The sequence below is a fragment of the Phyllobacterium sp. YR531 genome, from assembly GCF_000282595.1.
GTDB lineage: Bacteria > Pseudomonadota > Alphaproteobacteria > Rhizobiales > Rhizobiaceae > Phyllobacterium.
In genome coordinates this window covers 206,616-231,977 of sequence record NZ_AKIZ01000037.1, presented here as the reverse complement: position 1 = coordinate 231,977, position 25,362 = coordinate 206,616, and the positions used below count along the sequence as shown (strand labels likewise).

Sequence of the window (25,362 nt, the reverse complement as noted above, 5' to 3'; positions counted from 1 at the left end):
CTGAATGCCGGGTGTCTGATCCGGTATTCAGAATTGAGGCTGGCCATATGATGCAATCAAAAGGGCAGGCGGAGAAAGGCTCCGTCGTCCTGTCGCTCGAAAACATAACCAAGCGGTTCGGGTCGCTGGTCGCCAACGATGATTTGAGTCTTTCTCTCAATCGCGGTGAAATACTGGCGCTCCTTGGCGAGAACGGTGCCGGAAAGACCACATTGATGAATATCCTCTTCGGTCATTATGTGCCGGAAGAGGGGACGATATGCGTTGCCGATGATGCTGGTGTTTTGCATGAATTGCCCAAAGGTTCGCCGAGCGCCGCGCTTGATGCCGGTGTCGGCATGGTGCACCAGCATTTTACACTGGCCGAAAACCTGACCGGCTTTGACAATATCGTACTTGGAACCGAATCGCTGTGGCAGGTCTGGCGAAGTCGGGCTGCTCTGCGCGGGCGCATTGAAGCAATCATGCAGGAAAGCGGCCTGACGGTCGATCTTGATGTGAAAACCGCACAATTGAGCGTGGGCGAAAAGCAGCGCATCGAGATTCTGAAAGCGCTTTATCGCGATGTACGGGTGCTGATCCTTGATGAACCTACGGCCGTGTTGACGCCGCAGGAAGCCGACGGGCTTTTTGTGGTTTTGCGGCGGTTGGCGGCAAAAGGGCTTGGCGTTATTTTCATCTCGCACAAGCTTGGCGAAGTGCTGGCCGTTTCGCATCGCATCGCTGTACTGCGAGGCGGAAAAAAGGCCGGGGAACTGATTACCGCCGATGCGGATAAGCGCGCAATCGCCGATATGATGGTGGGTCGCGCAGTACCGCCCTTGCAGCGAAATCCGTCACAAGTAGGGTCAATCATACTTGAATTCGATCGGGTTTCACTGAAACGTGGTTCGATGCGTCAGTCTTTGAATGATGTATCCTTTGCCGTCAAGGCGGGTGAAATCGTCGGTCTCGCTGGCGTATCAGGCAATGGGCAATCCGCCATTGCTGCTTTGATCTCGGGACTGGAAACTGTCGATACGGGTTCGGTGCGCCTATATGGTGAGCCGATGAAAACGAATGATCCGCGCGCGTTGGTTGCTGCAGGTGTTGCCCGCATGCCGGAAGACCGCCAGCATGACGGAGTGGTCGGGTCCATGTCTGTCGCTGAAAACATTGCCATTGAAGATCTTCACAGCAAGGAATTCCAGACGGCCGGATTTATCAACCGGAAAGCCATGCGCGAGAGGGCCGACCATGGTATCAAAGCCTATGACATACGCTGTCAGGGACCGGACGCGCAGGCGCGACTTCTTTCCGGCGGCAATATCCAGAAGCTCATTCTCGCCCGCGTGCTGGAGCGCTCGCCGAAAGTGATCCTTGCCAATCAACCGACGCGAGGTCTTGATATCGGCGCGCAGTCGGAAGTGCACCAGCGCATTCTTGCAGCGCGTGACCGGGGAGCGGGCGTGCTATTGATTTCGGAAGATCTTGACGAGTTGTTCGCGCTTTCAGACCGGCTGCTGGTTGTTCACACAGGCGAGGTAACAGATGCCGGCGCCGTCGAAGGGCTGGATCGCGGTTCGGTGGGCATGATGATGGCAGGACACTCTGCGCATGCAGCCGGCGAGGGGAGAATATGATGCGCATATCGCTTCAGCCGCGCAGCAATGTCTCGCTCAATGCCAGAATTATCATTTCGATTATCGCGGCGCTCGCCGCCTTCGCGTTGGTGGCGGTGCCGGTAAGTTTTGCGGGCGTGTCTCCGCTGACGGCGTATTGGTTGATGTTCAAGGGCTCATTCGGTTCGATGTTTGCCTTTTCCGAAACGCTGACGCGGGCAACGCCGCTCATCCTGACCGGTCTTGCTGCTGCCATCGCCTTTCGTGCCAAGCTTTGGAACATTGGTGCGGAGGGCCAGCTTTATGCGGGCGCTCTTGCCGCAATCGGTGTTGGTAGCGGACTACTTTCACTGCCAGCTCCATTGTTGATCCCTGCTGTTGTCCTTGCAGGCATCGTTGCAGGAGGGCTGCTGATGGTAATACCGGCGCTGCTGAAACTGCGCTTCGGGGCGGATGAAGTTGTCGTGACGCTGCTCCTCAACTTCATTGTCATACTCTTCGTGCAGATGTTGATCGAGGGCCCGATTAAGGACCCGCTTGCGCTGGGCTGGCCGCAATCGGTGCCATTGGTGGATGCAGCGGCTTTTCCAAAACTGTTTGCCCGCATGCGAGTGCATGGTGGTTTGATCCTCGGGCTCGTTGCGGCATTGGCTCTTTGGATTGTCATCTCCAAAACCGTACTTGGATTTGAAATTCGCGCAGTTGGACAAAACAAGGCGGCGGCGCGCTTTGCGGGTGTGCCGGTCAATGCAACAATGCTGAAGGTTGCATTGATCTCCGGGGGGCTTGCGGGGCTGGCAGGTGTCAGCGAGGTAGCGGGCGTCAAGGGCTATCTTTCAGCGGACCTGTCTCCCGGTTTTGGCTATTCCGGTATTGTTGTTGCCATGCTTGCGGGTCTGCATCCGCTTGGGGTGGTGCTGGCGGCACTCTTTGTTGCAGCGGTTTTCGTTGGCGCGGATTCCATGAGCCGCGCTACCGGCGTTTCCAACTATCTTGCCGATCTCGTGGTCGCGCTGTCACTGCTTTGCGTTCTGGTTGGGGGCTTCTTCCTGCGGTTCCGTCTTAAATTTGAGCGTGCAGCTGTGCCTGTTCAGATGGGAGAGTAAGGTGGAGATTCTCGACATCCTTTTGACTGTTAACTTCTGGGCTGCAGCCATCCGCATAGCCACGCCATTGATATTCGGTGTGCTGGGCGCACTGATGTGCGAACGGGCCGGAGTGCTCAATCTTGGCATTGAGGGAATTTTCACGGCGGGAGCAATGGCCGGATGGATGGCCGTGTGGCTGGGCTGCGGACTATGGACCGGTGTACTGGTTGCAGCCCTTGCCGGAGCAATCTTCGGATTGCTGCATGCAATCCTGACGGTGGTGCTTGGGTTGTCGCAACACGTATCCGGTATCGGCATAACGTTGCTGGCGACCAGCCTTGGCTATTTCACCTACCGCACGGCCTTGCCAAATGTTTCGACACCGCCACGCATCATCCCGTTCCAGCCGCTCGATATTCCAGTTCTTTCCGATATCCCGTTCATCGGGCCTGTGCTGTTCCAGCAAACAGCTTTGACATTGCTGGCCTTCATACTTGTCGGGCTGGTGGCATGGCTGCTTTACCGGACGCCGCTTGGACTTGCATTGCGTGCCGTCGGCGACAATCCCTCATCAATTGAGGCGCAGGGACTTTCTGTTCGCGGCTTGCGGATTGGAGCGGTCGTCGCCGGGTCTTCGCTTATGGCGCTTGGCGGCGCATTTCTCACCATGTCCGCCTTTGATGCCTTCTTCTTCGGCATGGTCAACGGGCGCGGCTGGATATGCATTGCACTTGTTGTTTTCGCTTCGTGGCAGCCAGGCAAGGCATTGCTGGGAGCTTTGCTTTTCGGAGCATTCGATGCGTTTCAGATAAGATTGCAAACTGAAGTCGGGGCGTTCGTTCCGGGACAAGTCTTTTTGATGATGCCCTATCTTCTCTCGATTCTGGCGCTGATTCTGGTTGCCCGCAAGGCTGATTATCCGCGTTCATTGCTGGTGCCCTGGTTCAAGGGTCAAAGATAAAGGTTTCCCATGTTCGATCTCAAGCTAACCAACGCGACTTTGCCCGATGGCCGTACCGGGGTCGATATCGGTGTTAAATCCGGGCGGATTGCCGCCATGAAAGTCAATCTGGACGGCGAGGCGGGAGAGGTGATTGATGCGGCTGGCCAGCTGGTGTCTCCCCCTTTCATTGATTGCCATTTCCACATGGATGCAACGCTTTCGCTTGGCCAGCCGCGCCTGAATGAAAGCGGGCGTCTGCTCGATGGCATCCAGATTTGGGGCGAGCTGAAGCCGCTTCTGACGCATGAAGCCGTAATTGAGCGAGCGATGCGTTATTGCGATCTGGCGGTCACGCAGGGACTTCTTGCGATCCGCACCCATGTGGATATTTGTGATGACCGTCTGCTCGGTGTTGAGGCACTGCTTGAGGTCAAGAGGCGTGTTGCTCCCTATATCGATCTGCAACTCGTAGCCTTTCCACAGGACGGCTATTACCGCTATCCAGGTGCTGTCGAATTGCTTAATCGCGCGCTGGATCTGGGTGTCGATGTCGTTGGCGGCATCCCGCATTTTGAGCGCACGATGGCAGATGGTGCAGCAAGTGTCCGAGCACTTTGCGAAATCGCCGCTGAACGCGGCTTGATGATCGACCTGCATTGCGACGAGACTGATGATCCGTTGTCGCGCCATATCGAAACCTTGGCCTATGAGACTCAGAGGCTCGGACTAGGCGGACGTTCGACCGGATCGCATCTCACGTCCATGCATTCGATGGATAATTATTACGTCAGCAAGCTTTTGCCATTGATTGCCGAGGCAGGCGTAGCGGCGATCGCCAATCCGCTGATCAATATTGGCATACAGGGGCGCCACGACACCTATCCAAAACGCCGGGGTATGACGCGCGTGCCCGAACTGCTGGCGCATGGTGTCACGGTAGCTTTCGGCCATGATTGCGTGATGGACCCTTGGTACTCGCTGGGACAGGGCGACATGCTTGATGTTGCGAGTATGGGATTGCATGTGGCGCAGATGACAAGCCGCGACGCCATGCGCCAATGTTTCGCGGCGGTGACAACAGAACCGGCGAAAATTCTGAACCTTGAAGGTTATGGGCTTGATGTGGGTTGCAAGGCGGACATGGTGTTGCTGCAGGCGGCGGATACAATCGAGGCCATTCGCCTGAAAGCAACCCGTCTTGCGGTAATCAAGGGCGGCAAGGTGATTGCCAAGACGCCGGCAAAGGTAAGCACGCTTGATCTGGCTGGCAGACCGGAAAATGTTGATCCTGCAAGTTACGCGCCCCGGCTGGGATAAGGAATATAGGGAGAACCGCACGATAGGTCGTTTCCCTGCAGCTTCACTCATGATGAACTTGCCGAACCACGTGTCACGAATAAATTCATCGGTTATGTGTAGACAAAAGAAATCTTGGCTGCCTATCATATGGCCTGCTATTTGACCTGCCAAAAAAATAAACACAGGGGTTCTGTCATCATGAAATTCAAAAACCGTATCGCAGTTGCGTTCATGGCTGTTGCAATGTCTTCGGTCCCCGCGCTTGCTGAGACCGCTGTTTCTGTCGGGCTTTCCGGCTGGACGGGTTTCGCGCCGCTGACATTGGCAAAGCAAGCAGGAATTTTTGAAAAGAACGGTCTTGATGTGACATTGACCAAAATTCCGCAGGCCAGCCGTCACTTGGCGCTTGCTTCTGGCGATGTTCAGTGCGCCGCAACGACCGTCGAGACTTGGATATCGTGGAACGCCAACGGCGTTGCCACCAAGCAGATTTTCCAGATGGACAAATCCTATGGTGCGGATGGCATGGTCGTGCGCGGCGATGTCGCAAAAATTGCCGACCTGAAGGGCAAGTCTGTCGCGGCTTCAGCGCCGGGAACATCGCCCTATTTCGTACTGGCGTGGATGCTGAAGAAGAACGGTCTCTCGATCAAGGATGTGAAGGTCGTCAATATGGAGCCGGGACCGGCTGCACAGGCTTTTGTGGCTGGCCAGAACGATGCGGCCATGACCTATGAACCGTATCTTTCCACTGTTCGTGCTGCGCCGGACAAGGGCAAGATCATCGCCACAACGCTGGATTATCCCGTTGTGATGGATACTTTTGGCTGCACCAATGCTTTCCTTGAGAAGAACCCTGACGCAGCAAAAGCGCTGGCGAAAAGCTATTTCGACGCGCTTGCACTGATTGCTGCCGACAAGGACAAATCCTTTGAAATCATGGGCGCGGATGTGAAGCAATCCGGGGAAAAGTTTGGCGAATCCGCGCAATATCTGAAGTGGCAGGATCAGGCTGCCAACAAAACCTTCTTCGACAAGGAGTTCATGACCTTTTCCGAAGAGGCAGCAGAGTTGCTGCTTGAAATCGGCATTATCAAGAAGAAGCCTGACCTTTCAACGATTGTAGACACCAGCTTCATACAATAATCAGGCTTGTACGGCGCGCGGTTTCTGCCGCTCGCCGTATCGCCAAGGGGACTTCATGTTCAAGCCATTACAGCCCATCGGGGCGCAAGCGCGGATACTTCTCGGTATCCTGTTTTTCATTCTTTTTGTCGGCGGCTGGTCTATCGCGACATTTGGCGGCTTCGTGTCGAGCACCTTTCTCGCTGATCCATTGACGATGGTGAACGATGGCTGGATCTTACTGTTGGAACAGAATTTCCTCTATGATATCGGCATGACCATATGGCGCGTTGTCGGCGGCTTTATCATCGCTGCGGTGATCGCCGTGCCCCTTGGCATTGCCATGGGGGCCTACAAGCCTATTGAGGCGCTGCTTGAACCGTTTGTTTCCTTTGCGCGCTATCTGCCTGCTTCGGCCTTTATTCCCCTGCTCATTCTTTGGGCGGGTATTGGTGAGTTGCAGAAACTGCTGGTGATTTTTATCGGCGCAGTTTTCCAGATCGTTCTCATGGTGGCTGTTGCGGTGGCAAATACGAGGCGGGATCTGGTTGAGGCCGCTTATACGCTTGGTGCCAACGATCGCGGCGTCGTCAGGCGCGTGCTCATTCCCGCCAATGCGCCTGATGTTGCGGAGACACTACGTCTGGTTCTGGGCTGGGCATGGACCTATGTGATCGTAGCGGAAATGATCGGCGCATCGTCCGGTATCGGCTATATGATCATTAACAGTCAGGCGCTGCTTGCAACAGGTCAGATCATTTTCGGCATTATCGTTATTGGCATTATCGGCCTGATTTCCGACTTCCTGTTCAAGTCGGTCAACCGCCGCCTTTTCGCCTGGAGGCTCGCATGAGCACGCTTGTTATCAAAGGCGTCAGCCGGGTGTTTCCGGGTGTCCGTGGCGGTCAGCCTGTACAGGCATTGCAGCCCACGGATTTGACTGTCCCACACAATGATTTCGTTTCCATCCTCGGGCCATCCGGGTGCGGAAAATCCACACTGCTGCGTATTGTTGCAGGGCTCGACCGCCCGACGACAGGGACGGTCACTCTTGATGGCAAAGAGGTCAAAGGACCGGGTGCAGATCGCGGCGTGGTGTTCCAGTCCTATACCTTGTTTCCGTGGCTTACGATCGAGCAGAATATAGGTTTCGGCCTGACAGAGCGCGGTGTCGGGGCAAAGGAAAAGGCGGATATCGTTGCGTCCTACATCGATAAGGTAGGGTTGAAGGGGTTTGAAAACCACTGGCCCAAGCAGCTCTCTGGCGGCATGCAGCAGCGCACGGCTATTGCCCGGGCATTGGCAAATGACCCCAAAATATTGCTGTTGGACGAACCTTTTGGTGCGCTGGATAATCAGACACGCGGATTAATGCAGGAACTTTTGCTCAGTATATGGGAACGCGAGCAGAAAACGGTGATCTTCGTCACCCATGATATTGAAGAGGCAATCTTTCTGGCATCGCGCGTGGTGACGATGTCAGCCCGGCCCGGGCGTATCAAATCAATAACGCCGGTTCCTCTGGCGCATCCGCGCCACTACACGGTGAAAGCCGCACCCGAATTTGCCGAGATGCGGCTTCAATTGACCGAAGAGATACGCAGCGAAGCTATATTGGCTGCGGTAGGCTAGCCAGCCCTATGCGGTTCGTCTGAACATGCGCGCAACGGCGATAAGAATACACGCGCCGATGAAACCCGCGATAAGATAACCAAGCCAGCCGGTGAGCACCACGCCGACAAGCGACAGGATCGCATTGGCGATGATGGCGCCGACGATCCCCAGGATAATGTTCATGATGACGCCCATGTTGCTCTTCATGAACATCTCTGCAAGCCAGCCCGCTATGCCACCAATGATGATAGCTGCGATCCACCCGATTCCGGCACTTTCCATAACACTCTCCATTAGGTTCATTCCAGATCACAGAACCCCGAAACGGAGCTATTGGTTCCACAATCTCCGGCAGATATTTGTGCTTTTGGCTGCCCAGAAATTTCGCACTTGCCTAAAATTGCATCAGGTAGTGAAGCTACCCAAACGAGCGCTTTGCGAGAAATGTGCATGGCAACTGGATTGTTGGTCTGCGCAAAGCACGAATAAATACCCCGGCTAACAGGTTTGCAAAATAAATTTCAACGATCTTCCTGAATTGGCACGCTGTTTGCTTTGTTATTTTTAACGCGAAGCAACGTCGTTTGGATCACGTTTCGCACCCGGGTTTGCACAAACAATATGAGAGAAACGGAATGGCAAAATATAAACTCGAATACATCTGGCTCGATGGGTATACACCTTCGCCGAATCTTCGCGGCAAGACGCTGATCAAGGAATTCGATACATTTCCGACGCTGGAACAATTGCCATTCTGGGGTTTTGACGGAAGTTCTACGCAGCAGGCCGAAGGCAAAAGCTCCGATTGCGTGCTGAAGCCCGTTTCGCTCTATCCGGACAGCGAGCGCAAAAATGGCGTTCTCGTCATGTGCGAAGTCATGATGCCGGACGGCAAGACACCGCATCCTTCCAATACCCGCGCAACTGTTCTCGATGATGATGGTGCCTGGTTCGGTTTCGAGCAGGAATATTTCTTCTACAAGAATGGCCGTCCTCTCGGCTTCCCGGAAACAGGTTTCCCCGCTCCGCAGGGTCCTTATTATACCGGCGTCGGCTACAGCAATGTTGGCGATATCGCCCGTCAGATCGTCGAAGAGCATCTCGATATCTGCCTGAATGCCGGCATCAACCATGAAGGCATCAATGCCGAAGTGGCAAAAGGCCAGTGGGAATTCCAGGTTTTCGGCAAGGGCTCCAAGAAGGCAGCCGACGAAGTGTGGATCGCACGCTACCTGCTGCAGCGTCTGACAGAAAAATACGGCATCGATATCGAGTATCATTGCAAGCCGCTTGGCGATACCGACTGGAATGGCTCGGGCATGCACGCAAACTTCTCCACCACCTATATGCGTGAAGTCGGCGGCAAGGATTACTTCGAAAAAGTCATGGCTGCTTTCGAGGAAAACTGCGCTGCCCATATCGCTGTATACGGCCCGGACAATCACATGCGCCTGACAGGCAAGCATGAAACACAGTCGATCCATCAGTTCAGCTACGGTATTGCTGATCGCGGTGCATCGATCCGTGTTCCGCATAGCTTCGTAAACAATGGCTATCGCGGCTATCTGGAAGATCGTCGTCCGAACTCACAGGGCGATCCCTACCAGATCGCTTCGCAAATCCTGCGGACAATTTCCGAAGTTCCGGAAGATGCGGAAGAAGTTCTGGCCGCTTGATTGCATTGGAATAAATGAGAATGGCGCAGGCATTCGTCTGCGCCATTTTTGTTTTTTCCCGCTGTTGATGGGCGATTTCCACGCAATTCAAAGCTTGCCTGTTGACGTTTAGGGGCATGCTGGGCTCTTATAAGAGTGTTCCGGTTCTCCCGACCGAAAGGCCGGGAGCTAAGAGGGAAGCCGGTGAAGTGACATTCACCAATGCCGGCGCTGCCCCCGCAACTGTAAACAGCGAGTTGCTGTCACCTGAGATATTCAGGAGAAGGTCACTGAGGCGCAGTCCTCGGGAAGGCCAGATAGCGGCACTGACCTGTGAGCCAGGAGACCTGCCGAAACATGATGAACGTCCACGGGCGGGGTGTCCCGGTGTGTCGCTTGCAGTGGTTTGGCGCAAGCTGACCGTCTGCAATCTACGCGCTCGACCCTTGCCCCAGTAATCGGGGTTAAGCATGTCTCTCGGCGCAACTACACGCCAACAATACAATCCGCCTGCGGTAAACGCCTTCAATGCACCGGAAGATGTTTTCCTTGCATGGTTGATGTCCCGCCCGTGCGGCGTCGATATCGTGGCGGCAGCAAGCAGCGAAATCATCAAGCTTGAGGCTTATGCGGGGCAACATGCGGGTGCAAAACGCCTGCATGATTTATTTTGTGCATTGATTGAAGAGAAACAGGCACTGGCCGCTGCGCCGGCTTCGCGTGTGCCACAGTGAAGCGCAAAGTACTTATTATCGGGATTGGTGCAGGCAACCCCGACTACGTGACGATACAGGCTGTAAGCGCACTCAATCAGGTGGATGTGTTTTTCATTCCAGACAAGGGTGCGGAGAAAGAGCAGCTGTCGCGTATACGCCGGGAGATTTGCGAGCGGTTCATTACCGATCCCGATTATCGCATGGTGGATTTTGCAACGCCTGTTCGTGAAAAGCCTTCCTCAACATATCGCGCAAGTGTCACCGATTGGCATGACAAGGTGGAGGCGACTTATGAGCATTTGTTGATGGAGGAACTAGGCGATGATGAATGCGGTGCTTTCCTCGTCTGGGGTGATCCATCACTTTATGACAGCACGATCCGGATTCTCGACAGGTTGAACGCCAAGGGCAGTTTTGAGCTGGAATATGATGTCATTCCGGGCATCACCAGCATTCAGGCGCTGACGGCGAAGCATAAGGTGGTGCTCAATCGCATAGGCGAGTCGATTACAATTACCACTGGGAGAAAACTCGCCGAGGGCTTTCCGAATAATTCAGAAAGCGTCGTGGTCATGCTCGATGGCGAGGGGGCTTTCAAGAATATCCACGAGGATGTCGATATCTATTGGGGCGCTTATATCGGCACGGAAGACGAAATCCTCATGTCCGGCAAGCTGCGCGAGGTGGTCGATGATATTGAGCGGCTGCGCAATGTCGCCCGTGCACAAAAGGGTTGGATCATGGATACGTATCTGCTGAAAAAGACGTTTGAGGATGTGGAAGAATAGGTCGCCCGCATCGGCACCGCATCATACTTTTGCGCAGCATTAGCCGTTCCGTCCCGCCTTTTATGAAAAAGATTCTGGCTCGTTTTACAGCGCGACTACAACTTGTAGACGCTTAACTAAGTGTCCGTTTTACGTATAGGTTGCTGCATTCTTTTTTTGTCCGCCATCAAATTAGATATAATTTTAAATGAGAGCGTATTTTTAATGATTGTACAAAGACGAACCTTTTCCGCAACTGAAACCTATCAGTGGACATCGCGAACGCTTTCCGCCGCTCGGACGGCCTTGGACGAATTTGGCTTCAATGAGATTGTTCCTGCAATTCTTTCAAGTGAACTTGAGCCCGGTGCATTTCACTCCTTTGGTGTTCTGGGTAATCGCATTCGACCTGAATATATCGAGCTTGATGGACGAGAGCCAGAGCGTCAGGTACAGGTGACAGGCAAGGAAGCTTATTACCTGCCGGTAAGTCATAATTTCGAGAAGCAGCAAGCCACAGAATTTCTGGATCGAGTCTATTGTTTGGCGCCCTGTGTTCGCTTGCTTCAAGAGGGGGAGGCAGCTTCCCGCAAGCACTTGAATACATTTTTTCAGATGGAGATCGAATGGAAGACAGAATCCATGGAAGATGTATTTGATACGGCTCAGGCACTGCTTGTTCGTATCAGTAATATCCTTCTAAGTGTCGAAAACGGTCCTTCAAAACTCACAAGTATTTCCAAAAAACACCTCGAAGCGATTGCTTTGGGCAACTATCCTCGGATTACATTCCAGGAGGCGCTTCAACTGGTCGAGGCATCACCAGAGCGTCTAAGTGACCTCACCTTTGACGAAGATCAGTCGCTAAGCCTGCAGTTTGACCGGCCATTCTGGATTTACAACTATCCGAAGGGCGTACGCGACGCGGTCTATCACGAAAACGATCAGGGCAATTACGATACTTATGATCTGATGCTGCCGTTCGGTTATGGCGAACTTTCTACCGGGGGCATTCGTCCAAAGACCGGTGAAGCAATCATACAGCAGTCGCTGGACAATCTGGGTGAGGCTAAAGCGAGCCTGACAATGGGTCATGCGGAATGGAAACGCGCTAGAAAAATTCAAACCGCCGGTTTTGGCATAGGTTTTGAGCGTCTCCTAAGGTTTGTTTCCGGTTCAACAACAGTCTTGGATTTTGTTCAACCCCATGATCGTGGTCCGAACCGGACAATACCTGGCATGGCATCAGTATAAGAGCGGGGTAAAATGAAAAATATATACACCCTTACATGTAGCGACGCGGAGGAAATTGAGGACCTTATTCAGTCGGTTCTTACCTCTGCTCAAAGCGAAGCTGATCTACATAAACTCGCCGCTTACTCTGCACCGAAACTTCCTCTTCCCATTCGCGAAATTTTTACCAGCTTGCTGAGGGAAGATATAACGCCATGGCTTCAATTAAGCGGTTTTGCGATTAGCGACAGCGCAATTGGCCCAACGCCATCTACAACCAAAAGAAATCCCGGCGATCAAATTACAAGAGAAGAAGTTTACCTGGCTATTGTGGCTAGCGCGCTGGGCGTGCCCTATGCTTTCTCAACACAACAAAGCGGTCGGCTGGTCCAAAATATTGTGCCCATGAAATCTGCGGAATTCTCACAGCTTGGCGCAGGGAGTAGAGAAGCGCTTGTGTGGCATACTGAGGACGCTTTCAGCTCGAACAGGCCTGACTATATAATTTTGCTAGGAATGAGAAACCCACAGAAGACACCTACTACATTAGGAGAGCTTCCAGGCACCATACTACCAGAAGAGCGCGAGTTGTTATTCAGGAAGAACTTCCAGTTTATCCCTGACCCTGATCATGCGGAACATTTAAAGAATACGACTACCAAAGTTGGGCAAACAGCATATGCCCGCATGAAGGAACTGGTAAACAATCCCCCATTTGAAAGTATTCTTTTTGGCAGTATTGAAACCCCTTACCTTCGCTTGGATCCCGCTTTTACAAAAATCGTTGCTGAAACAGATCCGTCAGTACCGGTATACAACCGTCTGGTAAAAGAGATTGACGATACTCAGAAAGACTTTGTGATTGGTTCAGGCGACATGTTGATTATCGATAATCATCGTGCTGTTCACGGTCGTCGTGCATTCACACCAAATTATGATGGATCCGACAGGTGGTTGAAGAAAATAAATGTGACGCAAAACTTCAAGAAGATGCGTGAAAGCGCGCTGCACGAGCAGTCATTCATTATTTAAAGAATAGTCAGTCTAAGATTTCAACTCGGTAAACGCCATGAACGGTTTTCTTGAAAATTTGGCTCTTTATATTGTGGCTTGTCTGGCGATCATTGTCATTCCTGGCCCGGGTCTCTTGTATGTCATCTCGAGAACTGTATCGGGAGGCAAGGATAACGGATTGGCGTCCGCATTTGGCGTCGCAGGTGGCAATTTTGGCAATGCGATTGGGTCTGCATGCGGGCTGGCCCTTTTGTTCAAAAGTTATCCCGCCTCGTTTGAGGTCGTGAAAATACTTGGCGCCATGTACCTGGCTTATCTTGGCGTAAAAACGCTGTTTTCCTTGAAGGAGAATGCTTCGCAAGATGCGATTAAAGAAAGTAATCTGCATATTTTGAAACAAGGATTGATCGTTTCGTTCCTGAACCCCAAAACCACATTATTCTTTGCCGCTTTTCTTCCCATGTTTGTAAGTAAAGAGGCTGAAGCACTCCCTCAAATATTGTTGTTCGCCATGACTTTCGTATTTCTGGCATTGATTTTCGACATTGCCGTTGTCTTGAGTGCGTCATTACTCAAAAAATTCCTCCTCAATAAGAGCGGTAGAAATGGCTCAATATTCAGTTATCTCTCGGCTGCAGCATTATTCAGCCTTTCGGCGCTGTCCGTCATGAAATAGTCATTGGCTGACAAGCGCCTCGGGTTGTCATTCATGCGATTTGGTGACACCAGAGCTTTGTGGCTATGCCAAGATGAGCAGGCTGGCTGATTGACCCATTACCACACAGTTGCTATCCAGAATGTGGAACTGGTTCCGCAATTATATGCGGATTAAAAGGGAACACGGTGAGGATGACCCATTTCGGGGCCTAATCCGTGGCTGCCCCCGCAACTGTAACCGGGAAGCGGTCTTCCACATGCCACTGAAAGCGCACCGGCGCGATTGGGAAGGCGGAAGAACCTGCAATGATCCGGAAGTCAGGAGACCTGCCAGATCCGGTCACCAAGCTTGAACACGGGGCGTGTTCCGGCGCGGTCGCTATGAACGCGGTGACATTTGAAAAAGTGTTGCCGCTTGCAGGAGCGATTGTTGGCTGACGGTTTGTCCTTACACAATCTTTCCCCGCTTGCGGTTCAGTCGCAATCGCCAGCGCGTAACACGTTGGCAAGCCGTAGGGGGCGAACATGTTGAAGCAGGCAGGTCTTGTGGGGGCCGCATTTCTTATTCTTGGCAGCGCCGCAAATGCGCAGGAGACAGTCACGGCGGATGGTTCGATCCAGCTGGATCCGGTCTATATTGATCTAGGGCAATCGAAAATTGAGGCTGAAAAATCAGGCCGTGCCTATACCGTAATAACCGGCGAGCAGCTTGAGCAAAGCCAGACGCGTTACGTAGCGGACGCGCTGCGCCAGGTTCCGGGCTTCGCTGTTTCACGCGTAGGCTCTTATGGTGGTCAGACGCAGGTCCGCGTCCGTGGAGCAGAAGGCAATCATCTGCTCGTGATGATTGACGGTATCGAAGCGAGTGAAACCGGCAATGGTGAATTCGATTTCGGCAGTCTGCAGGTGGCTGACATTGATCACATTGAAATCCTCCGCGGACCGCAGAGTGCATTCTGGGGATCGAATGCCTTGGCGGGTGTTGTCAATATCATCACCAAGGGCGGCAATCGCGATGGGTTCAAGGTCAGCGGGCGCACTGAGGCGGGTACTGACGGGACATGGCTGGGCAGCGTGCTCCTGCAGGGCGGCAAAGACAACTACGATTTCTCGCTGTCGGGCGCATGGCGCCAGAATGATGGCTTTAATCTATCGGATTTCGGTTCCGAAAAGGATGGTGATCGTAACGGCACGATCAACGGAAAATTCAAGGTGGACCTGACGCCGGACATCATTCTTGACGGAACATTCCGTTACGTTAACCGCAAAAGCGATCTCGACAGGGATGGTGGTTACGGCACGCCGTTACAGGGACTGCTTATCGACACCGGCGATCAGACCACGACCAAAGAGTTGTTGGGATCTCTAGGAATCACCTGGACATCGCTTGATGGGGCTCTCGTCCAGAAGGCGCGCATCAAGGATGGCGATACGAAGCGCGAAAACTTCGAGGACGGCAAATATACTTCCGGCAATGATGGCAATCGTTTTTCCGGTTCCTATCAGGCAAGCTATACTTTCGAGACTCCTTCCTTTGCGGAGGCAAAGCATACGCTTACTGCCGGCTATGAGGGCGAGCGTGAGACCTTCCAGCAAAAGGCATCGAAGGCCGACCTTTCGAGCCCCTGGTTTGACCCGTCGCAATTCGACAAGCATGACCGAACGACCCATTCATTTGTCGGTGAATATAGGGGTGAGTTTTACGACCAGCTTTATTTGAACGCAGCTGTGCGACATGACGGCAATGATCAGTTCAAAGATGCCTCGACCTATAGTGTCGGAGCAGCCTGGAAAATTCCGGGATGGGGAACCCGTCTGCACAGCTCGGTTGGAACAGGCATAACCAACCCGACCTTCTACGAGCAATTCGGGTTTATTCCGTCCACATATCTCGGTAACCCCGATCTGACACCGGAAAAAAGTATTGGCTGGGATATTGGTATCGAGCAGAGTTTCTTCGATGAACGGCTTGTGCTGGACGTGACCTATTTCCACCAGAACCTGACCGATGAAATCGTCAGTATTGCCACGCCGGACTTCCGTTATACGCCGGTCAATCAGGAGGGTACAAGCCGCAGGCAGGGCGTGGAAGTGGCGGCGACCATCAATCTGATGAACGGCTTCACAACCACGGCTACCTATACCTATACGGATGCAACCGATCCGGACGGCCTCGAAGAAGTGCGCCGCCCAAAGCATTCCGGTTCATTGAATGCGGCCTACACATTTTATGAGGACCGTGCCCGGGTGTTCGGGGAAGTCACGTTCAATGGAAAGATGCAGGATACAGCTTTTACACCGCCCGTGGCATCGCGCGTGGCCTTGGACGAATATACGCTGGTCAATATTGGCGGAAGCTACAAGTTCAATGACAAGGTGGAAGCCTATGCAAGGATCGAAAATCTTTTCGATGAGAACTACGAAGAGGTGTTCGGTTTCAATACACCGGGCCGCACGGCATTCGTGGGTCTCAAGGGAAGCTTCTAGATGATGCCATTCGGCAAATTGATGTGTTGGTGTTCCCTGTTGGCCGCGATGTGTTTGCTTGGATTACAGCCAGCCCATGCAGTGTCGCCAACAAAGGTCGTGTCGCTGAATCTTTGCACCGATCAGCTTGCCATTTTACTGGCGGGTGAGGGGCAGCTCTATTCTGTTTCTTATCTCGCCGGTGAAAAGGAGGCTTCCGTGCTGGCAGATGAGGCCAAGCCTTATGTTGTCAATCACGGGCTGGCAGAAGAGATTTTCCTGATGCAGCCGGATTTGATTATTGCCGGTAGCTATACGACACGGGCGACTGTGGACATGCTGAAGCGTCTTGGCTTTCGTGTAGAGGAATTTGCGCCGGAATCATCATTCGAGGATATACGGGCGAACATCGTACGAATGGGCAAGCTGTTGGGTCAAGAAATCAAGGCAACCGAGATGGTTCGCATGATGGATGAACGGCTTGACCGCATTCAGAAAAACTCCAGGAAGAAGTCCGGAAAAGCGCCGACAATAGCTCTCTATTATGCCAATCAGCTTACGTCCGGCAAAGGTACATTGGCGGACGATGTTGTCAGGCATGCAGGTCTCAACAATCTTGGCGAGACACTGGGCATGGAAGGCACGCAGAAACTGCCATTGGAACAGCTTGTTATGGCAAAGCCTGATCTCATTGCCGCGCATGATGCCTATCCTACCCCTGCCCTTGCTTATGAAGCGCAGGTGCATCCGGCGTTTCGCACCACGCTGAACGGCAGGCATCCCGTCGATATTCCCGACAAGTACTGGATTTGTGGCGGGCCATTTACGGTTGATGCCGTGCAACTTCTGGCGGAACAGCGATGAAAGAGCGTTACTGGCTTTTGCTGTCATGCCTCGCATTGCTGACGCTGGTGCTGTTCACGCTGTCTTTGCTGACTGGCCCGGCTTCGCTCGCTGTTACTGATAGCCTGAAGGCACTTCTGACAGGGCAGGGTGATGCAATTGTTCTTGTCATGCGCGAGATTCGCCTGCCGCGCGCATTGCTGGGGCTGATGATCGGGGCTTCCCTCGGGCTTTCCGGAGCAGTGTTGCAAGGCTATCTGCGCAATCCACTGGCTGAGCCCGCCTTGCTTGGTGTCAGTGCGTCGGCATCTCTCGGCGCTGTCATTGCGATCTATACCGGCTTGTCATTGATGTTCCCTCTGGCGCTGCCGCTGATGGCATTGGCGGGTGCGGTCGTTGCGGTGTTCATCGTGCAGGTATTGGCAGGCAAAGGTGCGAGCGTTTTGACAATCATTCTTGCGGGTGTCGCGGTGTCGAGCCTTGCCGGTGCAATGACATCGCTTGCGCTCAATCTGTCACCCAATCCATTCGCCGCCATGGAAATTGTTTACTGGATGCTGGGTTCGCTCACGGATCGCTCAATGCTGCATGTACAGCTTGCAGCACCATTCATTCTCATCGGTTGGGTGTTTCTCTTCAGTCTCGGACGCTCGCTCGATGCGCTGACTTTGGGATCAGACGCTGCCGCAAGCATGGGTGTCAGCATAAAGCGCGTGCAATGGTTTGCCATTCTGGGAACAGCAGCCTCAGTAGGGGCATCAACAGCAGTGTCTGGGGCCATCGGCTTTGTCGGGCTGATTGTTCCGCATTTGTTACGGCCGCTTGTCGGATCGCAGCCATCAAAGCTGCTTCCAGTCAGCGCATTGGGTGGCGCGTCGATGATTCTTGCAGCGGATATACTTGTGCGGGTTATTGCGCCGGGCCGTGATCTCAAGCTTGGCGTGTTGACAGCAATTGTGGGCGCTCCGTTCTTTCTATGGCTGGTGTTCCGGACACGGAGGGCCGGGATATGAATCTGCTCCGTGTTTTGAATCTGCATGTTTCGCTTGGACCGAAAAAGGTTCTGGACAGCATTGGCCTTGATGTGGCTGGAGGCGAATTTGTTGGTCTGATCGGGCCGAATGGTGCCGGAAAATCGACATTGCTCAAAAGCATCCTCGGACTTGTCGCCTCAAGCGGCGAAATCAACCTCGGCGGAAAACCATCTGCAGAATTGACTGCCATACAACGTGCAAAACTGGCGGCCTACCTGCCGCAGGAGCGCGAGATTGGCTGGGCGATCTCTGTGGAGCGTTTGGTCATGCTCGGACGCATGCCGCATAAAAGCGCATTTGCGGCAGCCGATGCGAGGGACGCCCTGATTGCCGAAGAGGCGATGAAGCGCATGGATGTCACAGCCTTCCGCCATCGTTCTGCGTTGGAGCTTTCCGGCGGTGAGAAGGCGCGGGTGCTGATCGCACGCGCCATGGCGCAGCAGGCACCTCTGCTTCTTGCAGACGAGCCGACGGCCGGTCTCGATCCGGCTCATCAGATCGGGCTGATGCAGTCGTTCGCCGGGCTTGTAAAAGACGGATCATCGGTGATCGCCTCCATGCATGACCTTGCTCTGGCTGCTCGCTGGTGCACAAGGCTTGTCCTTGTTCATGGGGGCCGGATCGTTGCCGATGGCACACCAGACAAAGTTCTGACGAGAGATAACCTGCGCCGGGCCTTCGGTGTCGAAGTCTATCTCGAAACCACAGGAGAGGGGCTGATTGTCCAGCCTGTGGCGATGACAGGAGAAAACAATGGATGATTTGCGCGCGCTTTTGACCAAGCATATGGGTGTTTGGCAATCCAGCTGGAGCATGGGCACATTTGGGGCCATTGCCGAATTTCATCAGGATAAGGGCGAACAGCCCATCATTTCCGATGCCCGCAACATGACACGCGCAACCCGTCGCGGCGCTATTGAGCTTGATCCGAAAGTGATCGGCAATATCGTGCCGGTGGCTTATGAGGTACCGAGCCCGCGCCCGCACAGGTGGACCCAGGCGGTTGCGCTTTGCCTGCCGGAACGACAGGCACGGCGCGCTGCCCGCCCCGTGCTGACAGAACTTGGCCCCGATGACAATGCCATCCGGGGCATTGATCGCATGGGCATTCTTTTTGATATGGGGCTTTCGCTGCCCCAATGCGACTTCTGCATTCGCACGACCGATCCAAAGCTTTTGGCTGAGTTACGGGCAAATGCCGGACGGTCACTATTCGAGTCTGACAATCCCGTCATGCATACGATCTTCCAGACCCACCCACACCGGGTAGCGCTGACAAATATCGGGCGTGTCGAGGTCTATCAGAAGATTGGTGGGCCAGACACAGGGGGTGTTTCCCCTGCCGGGCCACATACGCATGTGCTGCCGAAGCTTCTCAAAACCGGGCGCACTCATTCGGCAAATACGCCGATCCCGGACCACCTTATGCCATGTGGTTTTTTGCATCCGGGCAATCCGGTGATCGGCCCTCTTGGCGAAGACACGAAGTTCGATTGGGCCCTCTACGCACAGTTCGAACGTATGTTCTTCCACTACGGGCCGGAGGAGTCTGTATCGCTCAAAAAACGGCTGATTGCAGCTTTGAATGAAGAACTGCCAAGCGAAAGCTTTGAAAAACCCTCAAGCCGGGCGGAACGAGCCGCTTTGCGCGTTGGCCTGCGGCAGCAATTGGCATTTGCCGCTGTGCAGAGTAATCATGACCGTGTGGAACGGATCAAAAGTTGGCAGACAATCTTTGATCGCGACAGCGCGGCTATCGAGACCGACGATGATACGCCCGGCCACTGACTACAATAGGTGACTTGACGCAGGCCAGAACTGACGTCACCCTGTGCGTGGACTTCGGGAGGAGACCATGGGAACGCAGCATGACGGCTTACATGCCGAGCATATTCAATCTGCAGTAACGGGTGATGCCGCTGCGCAGTCTGCGCTGGTTGCATCCTGGGGGCGTTCAATGCGTCTTTACGGCCTGAAGCCTGATGAAGGCACGCCGCCCAACATACTCACGGAGCAAGAACTGCGCGAAGCACGCGAGCGATTGGGGTCGCTTGTTGAAACTGCCGAAACGACACTCGACCGGCTTTATTCGGCGGTGGGTGGTGCTGGTTGTTGTGTTTTACTGGCGGACAAAAATGGCGTCCCGGTTGACCGTCGGGGCTATGAGGGTGACGACGCAACGTTCTGCAAGGCTGGTCTTTGGACTGGTGCTGTCTGGAGCGAAGAATGCGAAGGCACTAATGGTATCGGTACAGCTCTGGCCGAGCAGCGTGCGTTGACAATTCATCGTGACCAGCACTTCCGTAGTCGCAACACAGCGCTCTCCTGCACTGTCGCACCGATTTTTGATCATCGCGGGCGTCTGATGGCTGCAATCGACGTCTCATCGGCGCGTTCGGATCTGACCGAAGGTTTCGTCAAGCTGATTGCCATGGCGGTTGTGGATGCCGCCCGGCGGGTCGAGGCGGAAAACTTCCGTCTGGCCTTCCCAAAAGCGCGCATTGTCATGGCGCAGAGTAACGATCTCGGCAATGAACGAGCATTGAATGCGCTGATTGCTGTCGATGAGGACGACCTCGTTGTTGGTGCCTCACGCTCGGCCCGCGCTCTCCTCGGGTTGACCGATGAAAGTTTGAGTAATCCGCTACCGGCAGCAAACCTGCTGGGGCAGGATACTGATGCGGAAAGAGGTTTTGCAGCGGCAGAGCGGAGTGTAATCCAGCGGGTTCTGCGCAAGGCCGATGGAAATATCTCCATCGCTGCGAACATGATGGGCATGAGCCGCGCCACACTGCATCGTAAGCTCAAGCGGCTTGGCCTGAACTGATTTTACGACGCGCCCTGTCTCAATATTGCGACAAATCCGCTTCACGTTTTTCAAGCCGGGGATGACACGTTCCGTACAAAGCGCAATCCTGACTGCATGCCGCGAGGAGGCGGTATGCAAATCGTGCAGGTGCGTTCGGCTGACGTCGTGACGCCCGCGTCAGGGAGGAATTTCGATGAACAAGGTAGAATTCAACCGAACCGTCAAACCCAACTTCAAAAAACGCTATGGCAATTTCATCGGCGGCAAATTTGTCGAGCCGAATGCAGGCCGCTACTTCGAGAATACATCACCGGTAAATGGCCAGGTATTATGCGAGATCGCCCGTTCCGATGCGAGTGATGTCGAGGCAGCACTTGATGCTGCCCATGCTGCAAAGGATGCATGGGGCCGCACAAGCGCTGCAGAACGCAGCGTGATCCTGAACAGGATCGCGCAGGTCATGGAAGATAATCTGTCCGTTCTGGCTCAGGCTGAAACCTGGGATAACGGCAAGCCCATTCGCGAAACCACGGCAGCCGATTTGCCGCTTGCAATCGATCACTTCCGCTATTTTGCTGGTGCTATCCGCGCTCAGGAAGGCGGCATATCCGAAATCGATCACGATACTGTCGCCTATCATTTCCATGAACCTCTTGGCGTCGTCGGGCAGATCATCCCATGGAATTTCCCGATCCTGATGGCTGTGTGGAAACTTGCTCCAGCGCTTGCCGCCGGTAACTGCGTTGTCCTCAAGCCAGCTGAGCAGACACCGGCATCCATTCTGGTACTGGCAGAGTTGATCGCCGACATATTGCCGCCAGGCGTCCTCAACATCGTCAATGGCTTTGGTTTGGAAGCAGGCAAGCCACTGGCCTCAAGTCCGCGCATTGCCAAGATCGCCTTTACCGGCGAAACCACAACCGGTCGCCTGATCATGCAATATGCCAGTCAAAACCTTATTCCGGTTACGCTGGAACTGGGGGGCAAATCGCCAAACATCTTCTTCAAGGACGTTGTTGCCGAGGATGATGATTTCTTTGACAAAGCCATTGAAGGCTTCGTGATGTTTGCGCTCAATCAGGGCGAAGTCTGTACCTGCCCCAGCCGTGCACTCGTTCATGAGTCAATCTATGACCAGTTCATGGAACGTGCGTTGAAGCGCGTGGAAGCCATCGTTCAGGGCGATCCGCTTGATCCGGCAACCATGATCGGTGCGCAGGCTTCAAGTGAGCAGCTCGAAAAAATCCTGTCCTATATGGATATCGGCAAGCAGGAAGGGGCCGAAGTGCTTATCGGCGGCGATCGCAATGTTTTGGCAGGTGATCTGGCTGGCGGCTACTACGTTCATCCGACTGTGTTCAAAGGCCATAACCGCATGCGGATTTTCCAGGAGGAAATCTTCGGTCCGGTTGTTTCGGTCACGACCTTCAAGGATGATGACGATGCCCTGTCCATCGCAAATGATACGCTCTACGGCCTCGGTGCGGGTATCTGGAGCCGCGATGGCAACAGATCCTATCGCTTTGGCCGCGCCATTCAGGCAGGTCGCGTCTGGACCAATTGTTACCATGCCTATCCGGCCCACGCGGCCTTTGGTGGATACAAGCAATCCGGTATCGGGCGTGAAAACCACCTGAAGATGCTCGATCACTATCAGCAAACCAAGAATATGCTGGTAAGCTACAACCCAAAGAAACTCGGCTTCTTCTAAAACCGATGTGAATACATCCTGACGGGCACCTGATGCGGCTTTTTACAGCTTCCGGTGCTCATGGACCCAAAAGTCCACTGCGCGCCGGTCCTCAAAAACCGCACCATCTGCCTCGTCAGGCTGAATTCCCAAACGGTTTTATCCTAGGGTTGGTAGGCCGAAAAGACGTTTTGGAGGATGTATGGAACAGATGATCGAAGACAAGGTGAGCGCAACGCCCGCTGCCCTTGAACTTATTGCAACACTCCAATCAGAGTATGGACCGATCCTGTTTCACCAGTCTGGTGGTTGTTGCGATGGCTCGTCGCCCATGTGCTACCCACAGGGCGACTTTATCGTCGGCGATAATGATGTGAAGCTTGGTGAGATCGGTGGAGCGCCGGTTTACATCAGCGCGTCGCAATATGATGTCTGGAAACATACAGAGCTGATCATTGATGTGGTTCCCGGCCGGGGCGGTATGTTCTCGCTGGATAATGGCCGGGAAGTGCGTTTTCTGACGCGGTCAAAGGTTTGCGCTGTTCCTAATTGAATGGAATGAGGGCGCGCAGGCGGCGGTCACGCAGGTAAAGCCCGCCCCACATGATCAGGCCAAGATATACGCCAAACAAAAGGTGGCTGAAGAGCGGATTTCCTATGCGCAATTGTGTGAGGATTGCGCCGCCCATGTAACCGGTAAGCAGGATTGCACCCAGTATCGAAGTGCGCGGATAGGCGTAGAGGGCTGTGCATAGTAAAGCCAGAATGCCAAGGCCACGTGCGAAACCAACGGTCGCCGGCAAACCCATTTCCGCACTGGTCTGGAGAACGATATCCAGCGGCACCAACTTTATGCCGCCATCAAAGATCATGAACAGAATAAAGATCCCGCTGAGGATACGCCCGGTCCAGAGTGCCTTGCCGGAAATGTTGGTATTATGTGCGATGTTTTCCATGTTGTTCGTCCCATTGAGTGTGTAACTGCCTCAAGGACGAAGCAGAAATGACGGCTCCTACAATAGTTTGAGAATTTTTTGATAAAGAAAAGCCCACCCTGACGAATGCCATGGCGGGCTGATTTATTACCTGGCTTGTTATTTGTAGGGCGCCGGGTTTGTTTTCAGATAACCGTCTTCGTCTTCATCTCTCTGACGGCCACCGATGGCAGCGGCAACACTGGAGATGAACGCACCAATCAAAAGCGATAGGGCCGTCATGAACACGGTTGTCGCGCCGACCTTGCGGGCGGTCTCTGCAGCTTCCTGAGCAGATTTCTTGGCGTCGTCTATCTTGGTGAGAACACCATCTACACGTGCCTTTGCATCCGCTTCGTTCAAACCGGTGCGTGAGGCAACGATTTGGTCGAGATAGGCACGGTCATCAGCAGGCATTTCGCCTGTGGCTGCCGCGTTCAGAAGAATGCGGGAGACCTCCGATGCGGCTTGTCCCCCCTGCTCGGCGTTGGCGGCAGCAGGACTGCCTGGACGCAGGAGACTATCGACAAAATAATTAGCCGAGTCGCTATTGGCAGCAGCACCTGCGGCCGTAGAAGCCGCGCTGGCTGCGCCAGACGCAACGCTGGATGCAGCCTGAACGCCAGCACCAATTGTCGATGAAATAGCTGAGCCAAGTACGGCAACAAGAAAGAGTGTCGCGATAGCCCACGAAATGAACCCGTGAGCGGTGTCGCGGAAATACACTTCATTGGTGTGTACTCCGGACCACTTGGTGCGAAGTCTGCCTGTGAGGTATCCGCCAAAAGCTGCCGAAATCCACTGTACGATGATGAGGCCCACGGCTGTCGAGACAGCAAACGTCGTTGCGGACACCCCTTCGGACGCAAATGGCGAAACCATTGTCAGGCCGAAACCTGAACCGAACAGTGTTAGCAAAAGCGTTATTGCAGTGGCGGCGACGGAGCCTGCAATGATTGGCCCCCAACTTACTGCGGACGAGCTGGATTCCGTGGTCGGGTCAGCGCCCACGTTCAAATCTGTGAGGGACATGATGTTCTCCTATCGCATGAACAGAAAGAGGAGAATGATGATTGGAATCGGAACTCCGAGTAGCCATAAAAGAATACCGCGGCCCATGGAAACCTCCTGTAATTACCTGATTTGCCAGGCGTTGCATGTGTGCAAGATCTTTCAGACTGCAGACCTTGTATTTGCTAAAGCTTTTTCATTAGAAATAGTTCCAGAAGCCGGCAAAGATCGCTTTAAAAACTGCAATTTTATCAAAGGGGTGCGATGGTTACGCTCGAATTCTTTCAGCGCAATGCCGTAGATGTTTCTCGGGACCTTATTGGTATGCTGTTATTTGTCGATGGCGTTGGAGGGCGGATTGTAGAGACAGAAGCCTATACGCAGGATGACCCGGCCTCGCATGCGTTCAGAGGGCCAACTGCGTCCAACAAGACGATGTTCGGGCCTGCCGCGCATGCCTATGTCTATCGCTCCTACGGCATTCATTGGTGCCTGAATATGGTGTGCCTGACGGGGTCTGCCGCCTTGATCAGGGCACTTGAACCGCTTCAGGGAATTGAGATTATGGAGGAGCGCCGTTCGACAGATAATCTGCGATTGCTCTGCTCTGGACCCGGAAAGCTTGCGCAGGCACTCGGCGTGAACAAGTCGCATGATGGTCTGCCGCTTCTGGCAAAACCGTTTGTACTGGAGGCCGGTACAGGCAAAGCGGAGATCAGTATCGGGCCGCGTATCGGTCTGACAAAAGCCGTCGAAACGCCATGGCGTTTTGGGGAGCAGGGATCGAGATTTCTCAGCCGGAAATTTGTGGAAGTTTGAAACC

Annotated in this window: 26 protein-coding genes and 2 riboswitches; of the genes, 23 read left to right on the top strand and 3 right to left on the bottom strand. The window is 53.8% G+C overall.

The annotated features are described in order from the left end of the window. Window positions 1-47: 47 nt before the first annotated feature. The 7 genes from PMI41_RS20960 to PMI41_RS20930 all read left to right on the top strand — a co-directional run bounded on the left by PMI41_RS20960 (window position 48) and on the right by PMI41_RS20930 (window position 7,688). The gene (locus PMI41_RS20960) at window positions 48-1,622 is read left to right on the top strand and encodes an ABC transporter ATP-binding protein (protein ID WP_008128202.1); all 1,575 of its coding nucleotides are present in this window, start codon (window positions 48-50) and stop codon (window positions 1,620-1,622) included. After that, window positions 1,622-2,707 carry an ABC transporter permease gene (locus tag PMI41_RS20955; RefSeq protein WP_040856128.1) on the top strand — a complete coding sequence of 362 codons (1,086 nt, stop codon included), beginning with the start codon at window positions 1,622-1,624 and terminating at the stop codon, window positions 2,705-2,707. Before PMI41_RS20960 ends, PMI41_RS20955 begins: the two co-directional genes overlap by 1 nt. Window position 2,708: 1 nt before the next feature. Continuing rightward, entirely contained in the window at window positions 2,709-3,650 is a 942-nt protein-coding gene (locus PMI41_RS20950; RefSeq protein ID WP_008128199.1) for an ABC transporter permease, read from the top strand. Between the two features lie 9 nt (window positions 3,651-3,659). Beyond that, window positions 3,660-4,949, top strand: a complete 1,290-nt coding sequence (locus PMI41_RS20945) for an amidohydrolase family protein (RefSeq protein ID WP_008128198.1) — start codon at window positions 3,660-3,662, stop codon at window positions 4,947-4,949. Window positions 4,950-5,162: 213 nt separating this feature from the next. Then, a complete protein-coding gene (locus PMI41_RS20940) occupies window positions 5,163-6,077 on the top strand; it encodes an ABC transporter substrate-binding protein (RefSeq protein WP_244423987.1) in 915 nt (304 codons plus the stop codon). 55 nt (window positions 6,078-6,132) lie between these two features. Next, window positions 6,133-6,909 carry an ABC transporter permease gene (locus PMI41_RS20935; protein WP_008128196.1) on the top strand — a complete coding sequence of 259 codons (777 nt, stop codon included), beginning with the start codon at window positions 6,133-6,135 and terminating at the stop codon, window positions 6,907-6,909. Continuing rightward, window positions 6,906-7,688, top strand: a complete 783-nt coding sequence (locus PMI41_RS20930) for an ABC transporter ATP-binding protein (protein WP_008128194.1) — start codon at window positions 6,906-6,908, stop codon at window positions 7,686-7,688. Before PMI41_RS20935 ends, PMI41_RS20930 begins: the two co-directional genes overlap by 4 nt. A 6-nt stretch (window positions 7,689-7,694) precedes the next feature. Here the strand turns inward: PMI41_RS20930 and PMI41_RS20925 are convergent, their stop codons facing one another. Further along, window positions 7,695-7,952 (bottom strand): GlsB/YeaQ/YmgE family stress response membrane protein, encoded by a 258-nt coding sequence (locus PMI41_RS20925; RefSeq protein ID WP_008128193.1) that lies wholly within the window; start codon window positions 7,950-7,952, stop codon window positions 7,695-7,697. A gap of 353 nt (window positions 7,953-8,305) precedes the next feature. Between PMI41_RS20925 and PMI41_RS20920 the strand changes: the two genes are divergently transcribed. From PMI41_RS20920 to PMI41_RS20855, 15 genes are all read left to right on the top strand, one after another. Further along, complete coding sequence (locus tag PMI41_RS20920; protein WP_008128192.1) at window positions 8,306-9,346, top strand: glutamine synthetase beta-grasp domain-containing protein; 1,041 nt, start codon at window positions 8,306-8,308, stop codon at window positions 9,344-9,346. Between the two features lie 124 nt (window positions 9,347-9,470). Continuing rightward, window positions 9,471-9,695, top strand: a riboswitch (cobalamin riboswitch). Between the two features lie 100 nt (window positions 9,696-9,795). Then, the gene (locus PMI41_RS20915; RefSeq protein ID WP_008128191.1) at window positions 9,796-10,059 is read left to right on the top strand and encodes a hypothetical protein; all 264 of its coding nucleotides are present in this window, start codon (window positions 9,796-9,798) and stop codon (window positions 10,057-10,059) included. Beyond that, the gene (gene cobF / locus PMI41_RS20910; RefSeq protein ID WP_008128190.1) at window positions 10,056-10,829 is read left to right on the top strand and encodes a precorrin-6A synthase (deacetylating); all 774 of its coding nucleotides are present in this window, start codon (window positions 10,056-10,058) and stop codon (window positions 10,827-10,829) included. The genes PMI41_RS20915 and cobF overlap by 4 nt, the downstream gene beginning before the upstream one ends. 204 nt (window positions 10,830-11,033) lie before the next feature. Further along, on the top strand, window positions 11,034-12,062 hold the full coding sequence (locus PMI41_RS20905; RefSeq protein ID WP_008128189.1) for an amino acid--tRNA ligase-related protein: 1,029 nt from the start codon (window positions 11,034-11,036) through the stop codon (window positions 12,060-12,062). 12 nt (window positions 12,063-12,074) lie between these two features. Then, complete coding sequence (locus PMI41_RS20900) at window positions 12,075-13,073, top strand: TauD/TfdA family dioxygenase (RefSeq protein ID WP_008128188.1); 999 nt, start codon at window positions 12,075-12,077, stop codon at window positions 13,071-13,073. A 37-nt stretch (window positions 13,074-13,110) separates the two neighbouring features. Next, complete coding sequence (locus tag PMI41_RS20895) at window positions 13,111-13,731, top strand: LysE family translocator (RefSeq protein WP_008128187.1); 621 nt, start codon at window positions 13,111-13,113, stop codon at window positions 13,729-13,731. A 113-nt stretch (window positions 13,732-13,844) separates the two neighbouring features. Next, window positions 13,845-14,062, top strand: a riboswitch (cobalamin riboswitch). Next, window positions 14,019-14,150 carry a hypothetical protein gene (locus PMI41_RS25580; protein WP_008128185.1) on the top strand — a complete coding sequence of 44 codons (132 nt, stop codon included), beginning with the start codon at window positions 14,019-14,021 and terminating at the stop codon, window positions 14,148-14,150. Its footprint overlaps the riboswitch before it by 44 nt. 87 nt (window positions 14,151-14,237) lie before the next feature. Then, the gene (locus PMI41_RS20890) at window positions 14,238-16,199 is read left to right on the top strand and encodes a TonB-dependent receptor (RefSeq protein WP_008128183.1); all 1,962 of its coding nucleotides are present in this window, start codon (window positions 14,238-14,240) and stop codon (window positions 16,197-16,199) included. 48 nt (window positions 16,200-16,247) lie between these two features. Next, window positions 16,248-17,042, top strand: a complete 795-nt coding sequence (locus tag PMI41_RS20885) for an ABC transporter substrate-binding protein (protein ID WP_244423986.1) — start codon at window positions 16,248-16,250, stop codon at window positions 17,040-17,042. Beyond that, window positions 17,039-18,034, top strand: coding sequence for an iron ABC transporter permease (locus PMI41_RS20880; RefSeq protein WP_008128180.1), 996 nt, complete (start codon window positions 17,039-17,041; stop codon window positions 18,032-18,034). Before PMI41_RS20885 ends, PMI41_RS20880 begins: the two co-directional genes overlap by 4 nt. Further along, window positions 18,031-18,816 carry an ABC transporter ATP-binding protein gene (locus tag PMI41_RS20875; protein WP_008128179.1) on the top strand — a complete coding sequence of 262 codons (786 nt, stop codon included), beginning with the start codon at window positions 18,031-18,033 and terminating at the stop codon, window positions 18,814-18,816. The genes PMI41_RS20880 and PMI41_RS20875 overlap by 4 nt, the downstream gene beginning before the upstream one ends. Further along, complete coding sequence (locus PMI41_RS20870) at window positions 18,809-19,843, top strand: hypothetical protein (protein ID WP_008128177.1); 1,035 nt, start codon at window positions 18,809-18,811, stop codon at window positions 19,841-19,843. The genes PMI41_RS20875 and PMI41_RS20870 overlap by 8 nt, the downstream gene beginning before the upstream one ends. Window positions 19,844-19,910: 67 nt before the next feature. Further along, window positions 19,911-20,882 carry a GAF domain-containing protein gene (locus PMI41_RS20865; protein ID WP_008128176.1) on the top strand — a complete coding sequence of 324 codons (972 nt, stop codon included), beginning with the start codon at window positions 19,911-19,913 and terminating at the stop codon, window positions 20,880-20,882. A 175-nt stretch (window positions 20,883-21,057) separates the two neighbouring features. Beyond that, window positions 21,058-22,575: an aldehyde dehydrogenase gene (gene adh / locus PMI41_RS20860; RefSeq protein WP_008128175.1), complete on the top strand. Its 1,518-nt coding sequence runs from the start codon at window positions 21,058-21,060 to the stop codon at window positions 22,573-22,575. Window positions 22,576-22,756: 181 nt separating this feature from the next. Beyond that, a complete protein-coding gene (locus PMI41_RS20855) occupies window positions 22,757-23,107 on the top strand; it encodes a DUF779 domain-containing protein (RefSeq protein WP_008128173.1) in 351 nt (116 codons plus the stop codon). On the opposite strand, the gene PMI41_RS20850 is transcribed toward PMI41_RS20855, so the two are convergent. Both PMI41_RS20850 and PMI41_RS20845 read right to left on the bottom strand, forming a co-directional pair. Continuing rightward, window positions 23,100-23,510 (bottom strand): DoxX family protein, encoded by a 411-nt coding sequence (locus PMI41_RS20850; RefSeq protein ID WP_008128171.1) that lies wholly within the window; start codon window positions 23,508-23,510, stop codon window positions 23,100-23,102. The genes PMI41_RS20855 and PMI41_RS20850 overlap by 8 nt on opposite strands. Before the next feature lie 138 nt (window positions 23,511-23,648). Then, a complete protein-coding gene (locus PMI41_RS20845; RefSeq protein ID WP_008128170.1) occupies window positions 23,649-24,560 on the bottom strand; it encodes a hypothetical protein in 912 nt (303 codons plus the stop codon). A 243-nt stretch (window positions 24,561-24,803) separates the two neighbouring features. On the opposite strand from PMI41_RS20845, the gene PMI41_RS20840 reads away from it, so the two are divergent. Continuing rightward, entirely contained in the window at window positions 24,804-25,358 is a 555-nt protein-coding gene (locus PMI41_RS20840; RefSeq protein WP_008128168.1) for a DNA-3-methyladenine glycosylase, read from the top strand. The last annotated feature ends 4 nt before the right edge of the window (window positions 25,359-25,362 follow it).

Coding starts and splice junctions, on each gene's coding strand:
- PMI41_RS20960 (WP_008128202.1), top strand. CDS start 48: ATGATGCAATCAAAAGGGCAGGCGGAGAAAGGCTCCGTCGTCCTGTCG.
- PMI41_RS20955 (WP_040856128.1), top strand. CDS start 1,622: ATGCGCATATCGCTTCAGCCGCGCAGCAATGTCTCGCTCAATGCCAGA.
- PMI41_RS20945 (WP_008128198.1), top strand. CDS start 3,660: ATGTTCGATCTCAAGCTAACCAACGCGACTTTGCCCGATGGCCGTACC.
- PMI41_RS20940 (WP_244423987.1), top strand. CDS start 5,163: ATGGCTGTTGCAATGTCTTCGGTCCCCGCGCTTGCTGAGACCGCTGTT.
- PMI41_RS20935 (WP_008128196.1), top strand. CDS start 6,133: ATGTTCAAGCCATTACAGCCCATCGGGGCGCAAGCGCGGATACTTCTC.
- PMI41_RS20930 (WP_008128194.1), top strand. CDS start 6,906: ATGAGCACGCTTGTTATCAAAGGCGTCAGCCGGGTGTTTCCGGGTGTC.
- PMI41_RS20925 (WP_008128193.1), bottom strand. CDS start 7,952: ATGGAAAGTGCCGGAATCGGGTGGATCGCAGCTATCATCATTGGTGGC.
- PMI41_RS20920 (WP_008128192.1), top strand. CDS start 8,306: ATGGCAAAATATAAACTCGAATACATCTGGCTCGATGGGTATACACCT.
- PMI41_RS20915 (WP_008128191.1), top strand. CDS start 9,796: ATGTCTCTCGGCGCAACTACACGCCAACAATACAATCCGCCTGCGGTA.
- PMI41_RS20905 (WP_008128189.1), top strand. CDS start 11,034: ATGATTGTACAAAGACGAACCTTTTCCGCAACTGAAACCTATCAGTGG.
- PMI41_RS20900 (WP_008128188.1), top strand. CDS start 12,075: ATGAAAAATATATACACCCTTACATGTAGCGACGCGGAGGAAATTGAG.
- PMI41_RS20895 (WP_008128187.1), top strand. CDS start 13,111: ATGAACGGTTTTCTTGAAAATTTGGCTCTTTATATTGTGGCTTGTCTG.
- PMI41_RS25580 (WP_008128185.1), top strand. CDS start 14,019: ATGATCCGGAAGTCAGGAGACCTGCCAGATCCGGTCACCAAGCTTGAA.
- PMI41_RS20890 (WP_008128183.1), top strand. CDS start 14,238: ATGTTGAAGCAGGCAGGTCTTGTGGGGGCCGCATTTCTTATTCTTGGC.
- PMI41_RS20885 (WP_244423986.1), top strand. CDS start 16,248: ATGTGTTTGCTTGGATTACAGCCAGCCCATGCAGTGTCGCCAACAAAG.
- PMI41_RS20880 (WP_008128180.1), top strand. CDS start 17,039: ATGAAAGAGCGTTACTGGCTTTTGCTGTCATGCCTCGCATTGCTGACG.
- PMI41_RS20875 (WP_008128179.1), top strand. CDS start 18,031: ATGAATCTGCTCCGTGTTTTGAATCTGCATGTTTCGCTTGGACCGAAA.
- PMI41_RS20870 (WP_008128177.1), top strand. CDS start 18,809: ATGGATGATTTGCGCGCGCTTTTGACCAAGCATATGGGTGTTTGGCAA.
- PMI41_RS20865 (WP_008128176.1), top strand. CDS start 19,911: ATGGGAACGCAGCATGACGGCTTACATGCCGAGCATATTCAATCTGCA.
- adh (WP_008128175.1), top strand. CDS start 21,058: ATGAACAAGGTAGAATTCAACCGAACCGTCAAACCCAACTTCAAAAAA.
- PMI41_RS20855 (WP_008128173.1), top strand. CDS start 22,757: ATGGAACAGATGATCGAAGACAAGGTGAGCGCAACGCCCGCTGCCCTT.
- PMI41_RS20850 (WP_008128171.1), bottom strand. CDS start 23,510: ATGGAAAACATCGCACATAATACCAACATTTCCGGCAAGGCACTCTGG.
- PMI41_RS20845 (WP_008128170.1), bottom strand. CDS start 24,560: ATGTCCCTCACAGATTTGAACGTGGGCGCTGACCCGACCACGGAATCC.
- PMI41_RS20840 (WP_008128168.1), top strand. CDS start 24,804: ATGGTTACGCTCGAATTCTTTCAGCGCAATGCCGTAGATGTTTCTCGG.